At 43.7% G+C, this 15,284-nt stretch carries 13 protein-coding genes; 4 read left to right on the top strand and 9 right to left on the bottom strand.

Features of this window, described 5'->3' with window-relative positions; genetic code table 11:
* Positions 1–9 precede the first annotated feature (9 nt).
* The 4 genes from Q0081_RS10725 to Q0081_RS10710 form a co-directional block, all read right to left on the bottom strand.
* Positions 10–2,433 carry a TonB-dependent receptor gene (locus tag Q0081_RS10725; RefSeq protein ID WP_298352612.1) on the bottom strand — a complete coding sequence of 808 codons (2,424 nt, stop codon included), beginning with the start codon at positions 2,431–2,433 and terminating at the stop codon, positions 10–12.
* Between the two features lie 193 nt (positions 2,434–2,626).
* On the bottom strand, positions 2,627–3,649 hold the full coding sequence (yiaK, locus tag Q0081_RS10720) for a 3-dehydro-L-gulonate 2-dehydrogenase (protein ID WP_298352609.1): 1,023 nt from the start codon (positions 3,647–3,649) through the stop codon (positions 2,627–2,629).
* A 47-nt stretch (positions 3,650–3,696) separates the two neighbouring features.
* Complete coding sequence (locus Q0081_RS10715; RefSeq protein WP_298352607.1) at positions 3,697–4,434, bottom strand: phytanoyl-CoA dioxygenase family protein; 738 nt, start codon at positions 4,432–4,434, stop codon at positions 3,697–3,699.
* A 246-nt stretch (positions 4,435–4,680) separates the two neighbouring features.
* Positions 4,681–6,552 (bottom strand): gamma-glutamyltransferase family protein, encoded by a 1,872-nt coding sequence (locus Q0081_RS10710; protein WP_298352605.1) that lies wholly within the window; start codon positions 6,550–6,552, stop codon positions 4,681–4,683.
* 271 nt (positions 6,553–6,823) lie between these two features.
* Between Q0081_RS10710 and Q0081_RS10705 the strand changes: the two genes are divergently transcribed.
* From Q0081_RS10705 to Q0081_RS10690, 4 genes are all read left to right on the top strand, one after another.
* Positions 6,824–7,666, top strand: coding sequence for a vWA domain-containing protein (locus Q0081_RS10705; RefSeq protein WP_298352603.1), 843 nt, complete (start codon positions 6,824–6,826; stop codon positions 7,664–7,666).
* Positions 7,666–8,403 carry a protein phosphatase 2C domain-containing protein gene (locus Q0081_RS10700; protein WP_298352600.1) on the top strand — a complete coding sequence of 246 codons (738 nt, stop codon included), beginning with the start codon at positions 7,666–7,668 and terminating at the stop codon, positions 8,401–8,403. Before Q0081_RS10705 ends, Q0081_RS10700 begins: the two co-directional genes overlap by 1 nt.
* A complete protein-coding gene (locus Q0081_RS10695; RefSeq protein WP_298352597.1) occupies positions 8,403–10,052 on the top strand; it encodes a hypothetical protein in 1,650 nt (549 codons plus the stop codon). The genes Q0081_RS10700 and Q0081_RS10695 overlap by 1 nt, the downstream gene beginning before the upstream one ends.
* A 68-nt stretch (positions 10,053–10,120) precedes the next feature.
* Positions 10,121–10,981 carry an alpha/beta fold hydrolase gene (locus Q0081_RS10690; protein ID WP_298352595.1) on the top strand — a complete coding sequence of 287 codons (861 nt, stop codon included), beginning with the start codon at positions 10,121–10,123 and terminating at the stop codon, positions 10,979–10,981.
* A 13-nt stretch (positions 10,982–10,994) separates the two neighbouring features.
* Here Q0081_RS10690 and Q0081_RS10685 read toward each other — a convergent pair whose 3' ends face one another.
* From Q0081_RS10685 to Q0081_RS10665, 5 genes are all read right to left on the bottom strand, one after another.
* The gene (locus tag Q0081_RS10685; RefSeq protein WP_298352593.1) at positions 10,995–11,405 is read right to left on the bottom strand and encodes a putative toxin-antitoxin system toxin component, PIN family; all 411 of its coding nucleotides are present in this window, start codon (positions 11,403–11,405) and stop codon (positions 10,995–10,997) included.
* A gap of 5 nt (positions 11,406–11,410) precedes the next feature.
* A complete protein-coding gene (locus Q0081_RS10680) occupies positions 11,411–11,650 on the bottom strand; it encodes a hypothetical protein (RefSeq protein ID WP_298352591.1) in 240 nt (79 codons plus the stop codon).
* 145 nt (positions 11,651–11,795) lie between these two features.
* Positions 11,796–13,127, bottom strand: a complete 1,332-nt coding sequence (locus tag Q0081_RS10675) for a DUF58 domain-containing protein (RefSeq protein ID WP_298352588.1) — start codon at positions 13,125–13,127, stop codon at positions 11,796–11,798.
* A gap of 30 nt (positions 13,128–13,157) precedes the next feature.
* The gene (locus tag Q0081_RS10670; protein ID WP_298352585.1) at positions 13,158–13,778 is read right to left on the bottom strand and encodes an L-threonylcarbamoyladenylate synthase; all 621 of its coding nucleotides are present in this window, start codon (positions 13,776–13,778) and stop codon (positions 13,158–13,160) included.
* A gap of 137 nt (positions 13,779–13,915) precedes the next feature.
* Complete coding sequence (locus tag Q0081_RS10665; protein ID WP_298352582.1) at positions 13,916–14,962, bottom strand: glycosyltransferase family A protein; 1,047 nt, start codon at positions 14,960–14,962, stop codon at positions 13,916–13,918.
* Between the last annotated feature and the right edge of the window lie 322 nt (positions 14,963–15,284).

Below are 15,284 nucleotides of genomic sequence, written 5' to 3'. Positions count from 1 at the left end.
ATTGGTTTATCAACTCTTTACTCGACTCTTCTCACTGTCGGAACCGCCCGTTTGTCTCACATTCAGCGTTTTACCTTTATTGAAACGGTAAGAAAGCGACAGTGTTACGACGCGAGAGTCCAAATAACTGAACCAGTTGGCAGAAGCATTAGCGATGTTGCGAATGTCTCCCTTAATTTGGTTCGTATAGAATACATCGCTGACGTTGAGTTTAATCGTTCCCTGATTCTTCCACATTTTTTTGGCCAATCCCGCCCGCACCGAGCCAATTGGATAAATCAGCAATTGCCCCAGTAAAAATTTAGTTTGGTATGACCCTGCCAATTCAGCCGACCATGAACTGTTGATTTGAAATTGATTAGTGGGAATGACCGCCCAATAAAACAGTGAGGCATCCAGCTTCTGTCCGTACAAAGTGGCTTTGAAACCATTGCTGATGTACTCGGTATAGACATTGATTGTCCACCATTTTGTGGGTTGAAAACTGCCGTTCATCGAAACACCATACGAAATCCGTTGACCGAAATTGCCCGGGCGACTGTAATAGATTGTGCCGCGCTGCTCGTTGGTTTCCGAAATCACATTTTTAGCAATGCTGTATTGTAACGTGGTCGTAATCTTGTTTTTAAAGGTATGAGACAACTCTAAATTGTACGAAAACGTCGGCTGTAAAAACGGATTCCCGCCGTAGTAGGTGAAGCGGTCGAGCGGGTAGGAAAACGGATTCATATCCTGATAATTAGGTCGATCTATCCGACGGCCGAACGAGAAACCCAATTGATGCGTATTGGTCGTATCCATGCGGTATTGCAGATAAAACGTTGGAAACAGGTTGTTGTATTTTCGGGTAAAAGTGGAGTCTCTGCTTTGTTTGTTTCCCAATTGATGGCCTTTGATATTGGTATTTTCAAACCGAAGTCCCGCCTGCACCGACAGCCGCTTGAAGTCTCTTGAATAGTTGAGGTAACCGGCGTTGATGTTTTCGTTGTAGTTAAAATTGTTGGTAAACTCGTAATTAGGCGAGGGCTTTCCGTCAAGCACATCAAAAAAGTCGGCGATATTTCCCGTACCGATGATGCTTGTTTTCAAGCCTGTTTCAAACTTGCCGCCGCTGTGTAACGGGTTGACATAGTCGATTTTGGCCGTGCTGATATCGATAGTGGTGGGCAGGAAAGAAAGCAAAATCGACTGACTGACAAATTTATTCTGAGGATCTGACAGGGTGTTGGTCAGCGTTTGGTCGCTTTTGGATTGGTAGTGAATATAGTCAACATTCGTCGAAAGCTCTTTGCCCGTGCTATCAAATTTGTACGTATAGTTGAGGTTGATACTGCCGTTTGTCCAGATTTTGTTCGTGGGACTTATGGCTTCCACCAAGCTTGTTACCTCATTGGAGGCATTCAAAACTTGTGCTTTGTTGGTCACGTTGACCAACGATGGATTGTAAAACCCATTCAAAACCAATCCAAACGTTGCCTTTTTAGAAGCATAATAATCGAACCCTACTTTCAGGTTATTACCTCCAAAATTACGCTGAATGTACGAATTTTGGGTAAAGGCCGAGGTATAGGCACCCGATGCATTGTAGTAGCGTCGCCAAATCGTAAGGTCCTGATACATATTGTTTTGGTTGACGCTTGCGTTGGAAAAGAAGTTGAATTTGTTGATGCGATAATTGAAATTCAGACTATTGTTGGTACGCTTATAGACTCCTTGTCCGTAGCTCAAACTAATGCCTCCGTTGAATCCCTTTAGTACATTTCTCTTCATCCGAATGTTAATCACACCGGCGTTGCCCGCTGCATCGTATTTGGCAGGCGGATTAGGCATGATTTCGATGGTTTCGACCGAGCCAGCAGGGAGTGATTTCAGGTAATTGGCCAAATCATCCGCCGATAAATAGGTAGGTTTGTCATCCACAAAAACCACAACGCCCGATTTACCTTTCAGTCGGATGCCACCGTTTTGATCCACGGCAATGCCCGGCGATTTTTCAAGCACTTCCAACGCATTGGAACCTGCATTGCCAATCAGCGCATCCACATTCACGACCGTTCGGTCAATCTTCGTCTCGACAAACGGCTTTTTGCCCGTTACCTTTACTTCGGCTAAGGTTTTGTTTTCTTCCTGTAAGGTTACCGCAGGCAGCGTTACATCCGTTTGGACAACGGCAAAAGGCGTACTGATGTATTTTTGAAACCCTATGTTGCTGACCATCAACAGATACGTTTCCGATTTGATATTCAAAAACTCAAATTGGCCGTTGGATTCCGAAATAGCCGCTTTTACAAAAGTGGAGTCTTTTGCTTTCAGTAAGGATACTACAGTACCTTCGATGGGTTGTTTTGAAGCGTTGAAAATAGTACCCGTAATTTTGGGCTGGGCATACAATACCCGGGCTGTCAGGAAGAATAAAATCGTAAGTCTTGTCATTGGATTCTGTTAGGTTCCGAAAAAAACTCAATTGCCGCAAAATTCATGCCCACGAAACAACAAAACTGAAAATCAACAACTTACCCAATAAAGCAACAAAAAAACTGTCCGTTTATGTACAAATACAGTACCATAAACGGACAGCTAACAAACTTGTGCAAAGCCTATTTTAAATAAAATTATTCGTTAAAAATCATACTAAAAAGCCTAAAACCTCCTGCCAAACGCTTTCCAAAACAGGAATACCTGTTTGACTGTTTTGGAGACGTGTCGCTAACACCCGCTCGCTTGGGTAGCTTATTTTCCCCTGCTCACTGATGGGAATTGAGGTTTTATAATCCAGAATGATTGCGTCAATCGTACTCGAAATACTTGAATAATTGGCCAATTTTGACATATCAATCGCAATAAATACTTGCGAACACGCCATTTCTGCGGCTTTTTGGCTGATTTCGTGCGTGGCTAATCCGTTGGATAAAAGAGCTGCCAAGACATCCAATAAAAAGGAAAGCCCTGCCCCTTTCCAAAAGCCCACCGGCAACGACCGCCACGACTCCAGTATCAGATCGGGTTCATTGGTCAAATTTCCTTCTTTGTCATAGCCTCCAAGAACGGATAGCTTTTCATTTTTCAAAACCGCCAATTCCATTGCCCCAAAGGAATACTGCGACATGGCCATATCCAACACGATGGCTTCGTCGCCGTAAGGTGCCGCAAAAACAAGGGGATTATTGCCCAATTTCGGATTGGTAGCTCCCCAGGCAGGCATGTTTGCCGTGGTATTGGTCCAACCGATAAACGTAAAACCTGCTTTGGCCGCTTGCCAACCATACGCTCCGCCTCGCATCCAATGGTTGGTGTTGGCCAAGGCTACGCAGCCAATGCCGTATTTTGTAGCCAATTTCATCGCCCGTTCGGTCGCAAAAATGGCATTGGAAGGCCCTGCACCCAAATTTCCGTTCCATTGCTCGATGCCCCCAAAACGATGGACGAGTGTAGGCTTCGCATCGGGAATGACGTAGCCTTTTTGAATGTATTGCACAAAACGCGGAAAGCGATTGATACCGTGGGTATAGATACCGTCAATGCTGTTTTGCGTAAAAATCACGGCGCATTCTTCAGCTCTCTTTTTCGGAAAATGATACTTCAAAAGAATACTTTTCAAGGTTTTCTGCATTTTCTCCGCAGAAATTGTGAGGGGTTGGGAATTTGGCATATATTTTATTTAAAAGATAAAATCGAACGGAGAACGTTTCATGATGCTTACACATCCAAAATACGCATCCCTATTTCACCGATGCGTTGTACCGTTTCTTGGGTGATATACTTCTTTTGGTCAATTTGCTGTGGCTGCTCTCTTGTACAAAAATAACTGTGAATACTGCGTCGGTCGCGGTCGGTATGATTGGTCGTACCACCGTGCCAGACATGCGAGTTAAATATAAATACGGAACCGGCGGGGGCAATAATACGGATTTCATCCGGATGTTTGTCATTCGGGTCGGTGATCGCTTCATCGGGTAAAAGGCTCATTTTATGCGTTTTAGGAACAATGCGGGTCGAGCCGTTGTATTCGGTAAAATCGTCCAAAAGCCAAATACTGTTGCAGACTTTATAGGTGCCGTTCACCGCCGCATTTTTCCAATCCACATGCAGTTTTTGATGTCCTTTCCCGGGTTTTGCGGCTCGGTAATTGAGGGAAGACAATTTGTGTGCTTGTCCTAAAACGGCTTCAATTCCGGCTAAAACGCGCGGATGGGTGTAAAAAACATCAAAAACGGGACCTTTATTGACCAAGTCTGCCAAACGTTCGGCTCCTTCTTCTTTCGGATAACGGATGTATTTGGATTCTGCTAATTCGGCGCCCGCATTTTCCCCTTCTGAGTCCATCAATTCCGCCAGGCGGTCATTGATTTGTTTTACTTGTTCGGATGTCAGTAATTGACCTAAATTGAGATAGCCGTAGGTGTCTAAAAATTCAATTTCTTCTTTCGTAAGCATTGTAAAAAGTGATGAGTGATGAACGGGGAGTAATGAGTATTTTTTTGTCGTACTTTTGTTATTTTCAGTTCAAAAAAGGTGTATTGTGCATAAAAATACCGTTCAAAATCTTACTGCAGCACAAACATCCGCTCGGCAGGCCAACATCAGAAAGAAAATAAAACAAAAGCGTCCATTGTGCAATGGACGCTTTTGAAATGGAACAGACCCTTACAGGGTGACAAATTTAAGTATGAAAAGAAATGATTACCAGCCAATCCCGTAATCCTCCCCGTGGTTGCTGGAGCCGCCCCAAAACGTATTATGAGTCCAATCAAAATAAATGGCGTTGATGGGTCCACTGGTGCGGTCTTGGTAGTTGATTTTGTAGCCCATGCGCCCCAAATCCTTTCTCGTCCACGCCGGCATGGCATCGTTAAGAGTCAATCCGCCGTTGATGCGTTCGTGGTCACCGAAGCTGGAATACATCTGGAAAGTCTTGAAACTCGGCGCTTCGCAGGCTTCCTGCACGGTCATGTTGAACTCCACGACGTTGAGGAAAAACTGAAGCAACAACTGATCCTGCTCATCGCCTGCCTGCTTGGCAAAAGACAAAAACGGCTTGCCGTCTTTCAATGCCAAACTCGGCGTCAGCGTTACACGCGGGCGCTTACCGGGCTCTACGACGTTGAACGGATTTTCTTTCGGGTCCAGTACAAACGCCTGCATCCGCTGACTCATGCCGATGCCCGTGTTTCCCGCAATGCAGGCAGGCACCCACCCACCGCTGGGAGTAACGGAAACGACCCATCCTTCTTCGTCCGTGGTTTCGATGGAGGTAGTACCGGCGGTAAAATCAGCTTCAAATTTTGTATCTAACGTCGCGTTGTTTTTAGGGTCAAACAGGCTCGCGCTGCCCCATTTTTTCAGCATGTCCTGATACGGATTGGCCTTTCCTTCAAATGGATACGGGTCACCGGGACCTGCTTTGGGGTCGTTCATTTCAGGATTGATCAATTTGCTCCGCTCTTTGGCATATTCTTTGGAAAGCAGACCTTTCATGGGTTCTTCAGGACCGAAAGCGGGGTCGCCGTAGTAAAAATCACGGTCGGCAAACGCCAAATTCATGGCCTGATACAGCGTGTGAATGTAGCGCGTGGAATTGTACCCCATGCTTTTGAGGTCGAAGTTCTCCAAAATATTCAGGGCCTGAAGCATGGCCGGGCCTTGGGTCCACTGTTGCAATTTATAGACGTCGATGCCTTTGTAGTTGGTCACCATCGGCTCTTCGATTTTCACTTTCCAGTTGGCCAGATCCTGCTCCGTAATCAGCCCGCCCTGTTCGCGACAACCTCTCGAAAATTCTTTGGCAATTTCGCCTTTGTAAAACACATCGTAGGCGGCGTAAATGGCATCTTTCCGTGATTTCCCTTTCGCCAACGCCTGTTGCTCGGCGTTCACCAATTTTTTCAGGGTTTCCAACAGGTCTTTTTGGACAAATACCTCGCCGGCATCGGGGGCTTCGCGGCTCGCGCCCAAATGCGGCAAAAATACTTTTTTAGAATACGGCCATTGCTTGATGAGGTCTTTGCCTTTTTCAATCGAATTGGCAGTTTGGGCTTCGATGGGATAGCCGGCGGCCATTTCCATGGCGGGTGCCAACACCTCTTTCAGCGACATGGTGCCGTACTCGGCCAACATCGTCATCAATCCGCCGGGCGTACCGGGCGTGACAGCCGCCAACGGGCCGTATTGCGGCGGGTATTTCATGCCTTTGCCTTTGTAAAACTCAGGCGTAGCTCCCGTAGGCGCTACCCCGTGGGCGTTGATGGCGATGACCTTTTTGGTTTTGGGGTTGTAAATGAGCGCCTGCGTCTCCCCTCCCCAGCTCAACACATCCCACATGGTACAGGTAGCGGCCAACATGGCGCAGGCCGCATCAATGGCATTGCCGCCTTTGGTAAAGGTCATGGCCCCGGCCGTAGCGGCCAAAGGTTTGCCCGTAATGGCCATCCAGTGTTTTCCATGCAGGGGAGGCTTTTGGGTGTTCACGGGTAAGTTATTGAATGCCTGCGCATTACTCTCCGTGCTCATCAGGAGAAGTGCAAACGCCACCGGCAAAAGGCGAAGTGATTTCATAGGAATTTGGTTAGGTTGTTGATTTTTACCTAAAAATAAGAAACCTGCCGCAGGATGTCAAATGAAGGGGGTGTTTTTAAGCCGGGAAGGGGAATTTTGGGGATTAGCCACTTGATAAAAAATAAGGCATAGACTTGATACAATATCAGCGTTTTTCGTACATTCCCGCAAGTTTTATGATTTATCTGTATAAAATAAGTTTCACTTAGTTGTGACAAGGCAGATGTTCGCTGAACCCTAAATAAAACATAACAAAATATAAAAAACCAACATGGCATATTCAGCAGAAATAAGTCGCCAAAACCCAAGTTGCTTTTTGTTTTTGATTGACCAGTCAGGATCGATGTCTGACAATATTAGTGGTCAAGAAAAATCAAAAGCCCAAGCCGTTGCAGATGCAGTCAACAAACTCCTTTCCAACTTGACTATCAAATGTGCTAAGTCTGAAGGAGTTAGAAACTACTACCACGTCGGTGTAGTTGGCTATGGCTCTTCTGTAGGCGTAGCATTTACGGGTGGATTAGCAGGTAAAGAGTTAGCACCAATTAGTGATATTGCCAACTTCCCAGCACGAATTGAAGAAAGAAGCAAAAAAGTTGATGACGGCGCAGGCGGACTTATTGACCAAAAAGTAAAATTCCCAATTTGGTTTGATCCAACAGCAAGCGGAGGCACACCAATGACACAAGCCTTTGCAAAGGCTAATCAGATTATAGATAATTGGCTTGCTCAATATCCCGATTGCTTCCCTCCCACAGTTATCCATATAACAGATGGGGAATCAACTGACGGAGACCCAAAAGAAGAAGTGAAGAAATTGGTTAGTAAGTCATCAAGTGACGGGAATGTTTTACTTTTCAATCTTCATCTTTCGAGTAATCCTAACGCCAAAACCCTTGAATTTCCGAGTAATAATGAACTATTGCCAGATAAATATGCTCAAATGTTATTTGAGTCAGCTTCATTATTAACACCATTTATGGTTGAGGTTGCTCAAAAAGACTATGCCTACTTAAATGTTGTCCCAAATTCATATGGCTTTATACTTAATGGGGATGCAGCATTGCTTATTGCTGCCCTTGACATCGGTACAAGACCAAGCAATTTGAGATAATGTTGAAAGCAAAAATACTCTCACAAGAAGTACTGCCTAAAAGCGGAAGTACAGTTGCAGAGTGCGAAGATGCTTTGTCATTCAGACCGACAGAAAGTTTCTTGAAAGTAGCATTAGCGGATGGTGCTACTGAAAGTTCATTTGCAAAAGAATGGGCAATTCTTCTAACTGATGATTTAGTCAAATCAAGGAATTTATCACTAAAACATATTATAGGAAGGCTCCCAGCACTGCGTAACCAATGGTTAACCGAAGTGACTAAAATTCCTTTGCCTTGGTACGCAGAGGTAAAGTTGGAGAAAGGTGCTTTTTCAACACTTTTGGTTATGACCATTGACTTGAAAAAGAAAATTTACAGTTGCATTGGGATTGGTGACTGCTGCCTTTTTCAGGTTAGAGATGACGTGATTTTTTCTTTCCCAATTCAGAAATCAAATGAATTTTCAAACTCCCCATTTCTTTTGACAACGAAAAATGATGATGATAAAGAATTAAAGACGTACTTGAAAGAAGCAAAAGGGAAGATTGAAAAAGGCGATTATTTGATTTTAATGTCAGATGCTTTGGCGTATTGGTTTGCAAGCGAGAATGAAAAAGCAGAAAGACCTTGGGAAATACTTTTGGGGATTTCAGAAGATACCTCTAAAAATGCTTTTGAGGATTGGTTGAATGACAAACGAAGAGAAAAACTAATAAAAAATGACGACACCTCATTATTAATCATTGAAATTGAATAATGGCCTTACCAAGAGGAGATGACTATAATCAGGCGGTGCAAAACCCCACAATTAGTTTTGCTGATAGCGAATTGAAAAGTTGTCAAGTAGAAACGACCCCATTAGGGCTACCTAAGCCTTATTCTGGAGGGTTTACCACAACGTACAAATTAAGAGGTGTAAGTAAGAATTGGGCCGTTCGTTGTTTTACCAGAGAGATAAAGGACCTACAACAACGTTATCAGTTCATTGGCAATTTTTTAAGCCATAACAATTGCTCATTTTTAGTTGATGCAAAGTATTTACAGAATGGGATAAGGATAAGCGGAAGTTACCACCCAATTATCAAAATGAATTGGCTTGACGGAGAGCCATTAAATGCTTATATTGATAGGATTTACAACCAAAAACCAAGTTTAGAGAGTTTACTTAATGAATTTACTAACTTGGTTAGGCAGTTAGAAAATTTTGGAATAGCTCACGGTGATTTACAGCATGGAAACATCATGGTCAAAAATGGGAAACTGTTTTTGATAGATTACGACGGAATGTATTTGCCCGATTTGGCAAACCTGGCAGTAAATGAATTAGGACACCCAAATTTTCAGCACCCAAGGCGGGCAGCCAAAGATTACAATAAGTATATTGACAGATTTTCAGCGATTATTATTTATACAGCAATCAAAGCGATTGTCGCAAATCCAAACCTATGGAGAAAATATGAGAACGGAGACAACTTACTTTTTAAAGGAAGCGATTTTGCAAATCCAAGTAGTTCGACATTATTAAAAGATATTGCGAGTTATGCAGAGCTATCAAGGCTTGCCAATAATATTGCCGCAATTTGCACATTGGAATTTGGTAAAATTCCATCATTGCAAGAATTTATTAGCGGAACAATCAAATCTTCTACTCAAATTTTACCCCATGTTACAACGGTTAGAAGCGCATATCTTGTATTAGACGGAAGCCAAAAAGGGCAACTTTTAGAGCATGTTGGAGAAAGAGTAGAAGTGATAGGTAGAATTAGTGGTAGATATGATGGAATAGCAAGAAATGGTCACCCATATGTTTTTTTGAATATTGGTCCTTATCCAATTCAGACTTTTACAATTGTAATTTGGTCGGAAGGTATAACAGCATTAAATAATAGAGGTGTAACGATTGGCAGTTTAACTTCTGAATGGGTTAGTATCACAGGAGTTATTAGCACTTATATGGGAAAACCTCAAATGACACTTGAAGGAGCATCCCAAATACAAGTTTTGGAAAGTGAAATCATTGCCAAGTCAAAACTAAATTATCGAACAGTAACGATAGTTCCAAAGTCTCGGCCTGCAACACCAAAACAACCAGCCAAAGAGGAAGATTTTTGGGATAGTTATTTAAAAAACAAGCCAGTTACACCAACACCAAACCCTACTCCTCCCCCCCCAAGAGTAGTAGTACCACCGCCATCAAGAGCAAACACGCCTTCAAATACGAATAAAACAAACACGCCAAGTAGCAGTAGTTCGGCAAACAAAAATGATAGTGGTTGTACAACTATAATTGTTGTTGGAATTATTGGTGCTGCAATACTTGGAGGGTTGACCGGTAATTTCGGAGGAGCGCTTTTAGGATTCTTTATTGGGGGCGGGATTAGTTCAGTTTTTATAAACTCTCGCTAAATATTTATTTTGGCAATATGCAATTCATTATTTATTTCAGCTAACAAACTCCTACTCCCTCTCAACCCATGAAAAAGACCCCTACCCTCCTGATGATTTTAGCACTTTTGTTCCTTACCTTACTCAGCTACGCCCAAACACCAAAGAAAACAGCGGCGGCGGTCACCTATGGCAACAATGCCAAAAATGGGCACTACTTTGCTACCGGTGGCATCAATCTCTACTACGAAACCTACGGACAGGGAAAACCGCTGCTGCTGATTCACGGCAACGGCGGCTCCATCAAAGATTACCGATACCAAATTCCCTACTTTGCCAAACACTACCAAGTGATAACGGTAGACAGTCGGGCGCAGGGAAAATCAACAGATACTGGCAATGTGTTGAACTACGAAATGATGGCCGACGATTTTGATGCCTTACTGACGCACCTGAAACTGGATTCCGTCTTTGTGATCGGGTGGAGCGACGGCGGTATCAACGGATTGCTGTTGGCGATGCGTCATCCGGAGAAAGTGAAAAAATTGGCAATCACGGGCGCTAACATACGGCCCGATACAATGGCTGTTACGGCAGAGGGGTATAAAATGATAGCCGAAGATATCGCCAAGCTGCGGGCCGGGACACAGGACGACGCCGCCAAAAACACCCTCAAACTTCTGCACATGATGGAGGTAGAGCCCAATATTCCTTTGTCTGCTCTGCGTAAAATCAAATGTCCGGTATTGGTCATGGGTGGCGATTTTGACGTCATCAAACCGTCGCATACGTTAGAGATATTTGAAAATATTCCGCAGGCGTACCTGTGGATATTCCCTGAATCAGGACACGGAACGGTGCATCGGTATCGCAACGAATTCAACGCCAAAGTGCAGCATTTTTTCACGCACCCCTACAAAAAGCCGAATTGGGTCGATTGGGAGCCGTGAGGTTGGATGCCACTTACAGCAACTCTACAATTGCCTTCATGGTTACAATTTGCGTATTGGAGTATTTTCGAAGTGATAGCAAGTCAGGGTCACCGGTAATCAGAAAATCAGCCCGGGCATCACGACTTAGACTTAGAAGATAATGGTCATTACGGTCACGCCCCACTTTTACCTGAGACGTAACCATTACTTTAAGGGCAAACTCCTGATAAAAAGCAATGAAGGATTTAACAGTAAGGTCATCAATTCCCTTCTTCTGAAAATACGCTTTTTGAGACAAAGCGCCTATCTCCTGAATAAGTTGGTCACAATAGATAAATTCCAAAATGTCTAACCTTTGCGTCAACGTAACGAATCTGTCACGGGTGATACCTCCTATCAAAACGCTGGCAATCAAATTGGGGTCAATGATAATACGGAGCATAGTAATCAGTCAAAATTACCTTCCCGTATTTCATGCACAGCTTTATTAACAGCCGATTGCTTAGCTGATTTGTTAGGTAATGCTCCCAAAAATTCTCTCATGCCTTGTGCGGCTTTGACCGCTTTGGGTTTGGGAGACCGGGGCGTGATTTTGCGCTCTATCTTCACGAAATCCAACGATTCCAAGTATCGAAGCAAGGCTTCGGCTTGTTTATTCTCTTTGATTGTGAGTGTTACCTGTGTCATGGTCTAAGCGGTTAAATAGCTATAGTGGCTCAACTATCAACAACATAAAATTAGTACTTTATATTCCAATATGGCAATAATACCGGGCATTTGCGTCTGTAACGCTAACTTACCCCTTCTCTACCAATTTGAGATTCAATATTCCCTACATCATCCCTCGCGCCTTCAACTCTAAATACTTATTCACCGTATTGGCGTTCAGGTCTTTAGGAGCCGTGAGGATGGATTGGATGCCGTATTGTTCGAGTTCTTTCACGATGCGGCGCTTTTCGTAGTAAAACCGCTCGGCAATGGTTTTGAGGTAAATGTCTTCGGTGTTTTCGGCGGGCGTTTTGAGCAACAAAGAAGTTTCGGTATTCTCGAAGAAAACCACGATCAATAAATGGGTTTTGGCCAATCGCCGCAGAAAAGGCAACTGCCGACGCATGGCATTGACGGTCTCGAAATTGGTAAACAACAATAACAAACTCCGCTGCCGAATGTGCGTTTTTACGTAGGAATACAACGTTTCATAATCACTTTCCAGATAGCGCGTTTTTTGTTTGTAGAGCGTTTCCAGAATTTTCTGCATTTGTCCTGCCTTGCGGTCAGCGGGGAGAATTTGACCAATCACCTCCGAAAATGTAATCAAACCGGCCTTATCCTGTTTAATCAAAGCAATGTTGCTTAACACTAAGGTGGCATTAATGGCGTAATCTAACAACGTTAAACCCTCAAACGGCGATTTCATCACGCGGCCTTTGTCAATCAGGCAATAGACCGATTGCGAACGCTCGTCCTGAAACGCATTCACCATGAGGTCATTACGTCGAGCCGTTGCTTTCCAGTTGACGGTTCTTATATCATCACCCAATACGTAAGGGCGAATTTGCTCAAATTCCATGCTGTGACCCAGTCGTCGAATCCGTTTGATTCCTAACGCAGTAAGACGATTGGAAATGGCCATCAATTCGTACTGGCGCATTTGCAAATACGAAGGATACACCGCCACCATTTTGTCCTGCGAAAATTGATAGCGTCGTTTCACAAATCCCAAGGGGCTTTTTACAAATACATTGACGGCCCCGAAGCTGTATTCGCCGCGTTTGGTGGGGCGCAGTTCATAACGCAACAATTGGGTTTCGTTGGGAACCAACTGCGCTTCAAACAACACATCCCGCTTTTGAAACTGATACGGAATTTCGTCAATCACTTCCACGCTTGTTTTGAACGGATAGCGATTTTCCAAATACAGCGTAATGGGATTGGGGTCGCCGTTGGAAAGGCGGTCGGCTACGTCGCGACGGGAGAAAAAACCGGCATTGGGTTTAAAGAGCAATACAGTGTCAATCAAAACCAAAAGAACGGCAATGACTGTTAGTAATTTAGCAAAGCTAAACAGGCTCGGAAAAACGTAGGCCAGCAAAAAGGAGGCGATAAGTCCTACAAGAACTCCCCAAAAAAGGGTAGAAAAGAAAAGGCTGCGGATGAGTTTCAAGTGACTTTAGGTGATTTGACTAAACAAATTTCAAATTTCAAACACTCCGGCTCCTTGGCGGATGATCTCAAAATCGTCGTTGGTGGCATCGATGACCGTGGACGGAATCAACCCGCCCAAACCGCCATCAATGACAATATCTACCTGATGCTGAAAGCGTTCAAAGATAACTTCGGGGTCGTTGGGGTATTCCATAATATCGTCGTCATAATCTTTGATGGATGTCGTAATAATCGGGTGGTCGAGTTCAAAAACAATTTGACGGGTAATGGGATGGTCCGGCACCCGAATCCCGACAGTTCTTCGGTTGGCCAATACTTTAGGAACGCGATTATTAGCTTCCAAAATAAACGTAAAGGGCCCTGGCAACAGTCGTTTCATGACCTTGAAGGCATTGTTTCCCACTTTAGCGTAGTCGGCAATGTGGCTCAGGTCGAAGCAAATAAAGGAGAAATCGTTTTTTTGAGGTTTAATTCCTTTGATACGCGCAATCCGCTCTACTGCCCTGGCATTGTGGATATCGCAACCCATGGCATATACGGTATCGGTAGGATAAATAACAACTCCGCCTTCGCGTAGGCTGTTCACCACCTGTTGGATTTTGCGCGGTTCGGGATTTTGGGGATGTATTCTTATGAATTCGGCAGGCATGAAAGCGAGTTTTGAGTTTGCAGTTTACGCGGGGCCGCCCGTGCGGTTTACAGTTTAGAAAAACAATGCTTATTTCCAAAAAACAGAAATTGTAAAGCGGAACGCCGCCCGCTGTAAACAGTAAACCGTTGACCGTATTACCGTTCCAATCGCACATAGGGAAGACCCTGTTGCATGAGGGCGAGTTTACGATGACTGCGCCATTTGGCATATTGTTGATACACCCGATTGACGGGTAAATGAAGTCGACAGGCCATGACCAGGAGTTCGGTTTCCCAACCCGGGTCTTCGATGTAATTGAGTAATTTACGAAACTCGGCGGCCTGTTTGGCATCTTCGGCCACAAAACATTTTTTGATAAACCCGCGTATGCGATGCGCCAACAAATCGTATTCTTCCTGAGAGCGGCTCAAATCGTAGGCTTTGTTACAAACCTCCCAACTTGATTTCAGCATGGAATTGCCCACTCGGTAAAACTGCGTGGCCATTGACCCTTCCAAAACGCGTTTATAGGTCAAAACTTCGTCTAAGTAATAGTATTTATAGTCGTGTGCCGAACGGACAAAAAAATCAAAATCTTCGTAACTGAGGTTTTCATCGTAACCACCCAATTTCATCAACACTGACTTGCGCATCATAATGGTTGGCGTACAAATGAAATAACGACGCAAAATCTCTTTGTACACATCGCCCGTTGGCACGACCCCTTCAGCATGACCGTTCGTGCCCAAGGCGTAGTGATACCCCAATTTTTTGCCAGAACCATCTATGTAAGCCGCATTGGAAAATACAACGGCATAGTCTTTAGGAAGTCCTTCAAAAGCCTTTACCTGTTTTTCGATACGGCCAGGTGCCATCACATCATCGCCCGCCAAATCAATGACGTATTTACCGGTAGCTTCGCCCAATCCCAAATTAAATGCCCGACAAAGACCTATGTTATGCGTATTTCTTATAAAAATCACCTGTGGATATTGATCAATAAACTCCTGAATTACCCGACGGGATTCGTCTGTACTGGCATTATCAATCACAATAAGTTGAACAGATGAGTACGTTTGTTGCATTACCGCCAACAAACTTTCACGGATGTAAGAAGCGTGATTGTAGCAAGTGCATATAACGGTCACTTCCGGATTCATAGAGTCATTAGCCCCTTCCTCTGGGCAAATAGGTTGATACATTAGTTAGTAAATGTAAATGATAAAATGCGATTACGATTCAAATCAAATCGTTTTTTTTAGTAAACGGTTGTTATCCGACATAATAAAACTGTGCCAATTTTAATTTATATCTTTTTAATGGCAAAGAAAATACAAATTAACTACCTACAAATCAACACATTACACCAAAATTAAACATCGCAAATCTACAATAACTTATTGTTTTTCTTACTGTAAATAATCTGTGCAAAAATGATTAAATTCAGGAAAAAACTATACTTATATGGCAACGATGAAAATTATCCTCACAGACGATTTAGGAGTAGGAATAAATACACGGAGT

It is taken from the genome of Runella sp. (assembly GCF_027484545.1).
Lineage (GTDB): Bacteria > Bacteroidota > Bacteroidia > Cytophagales > Spirosomataceae > Runella.
Note: the sequence above shows the minus strand (reverse complement) of the source record. Positions and strands in the feature narration are given on the sequence as shown.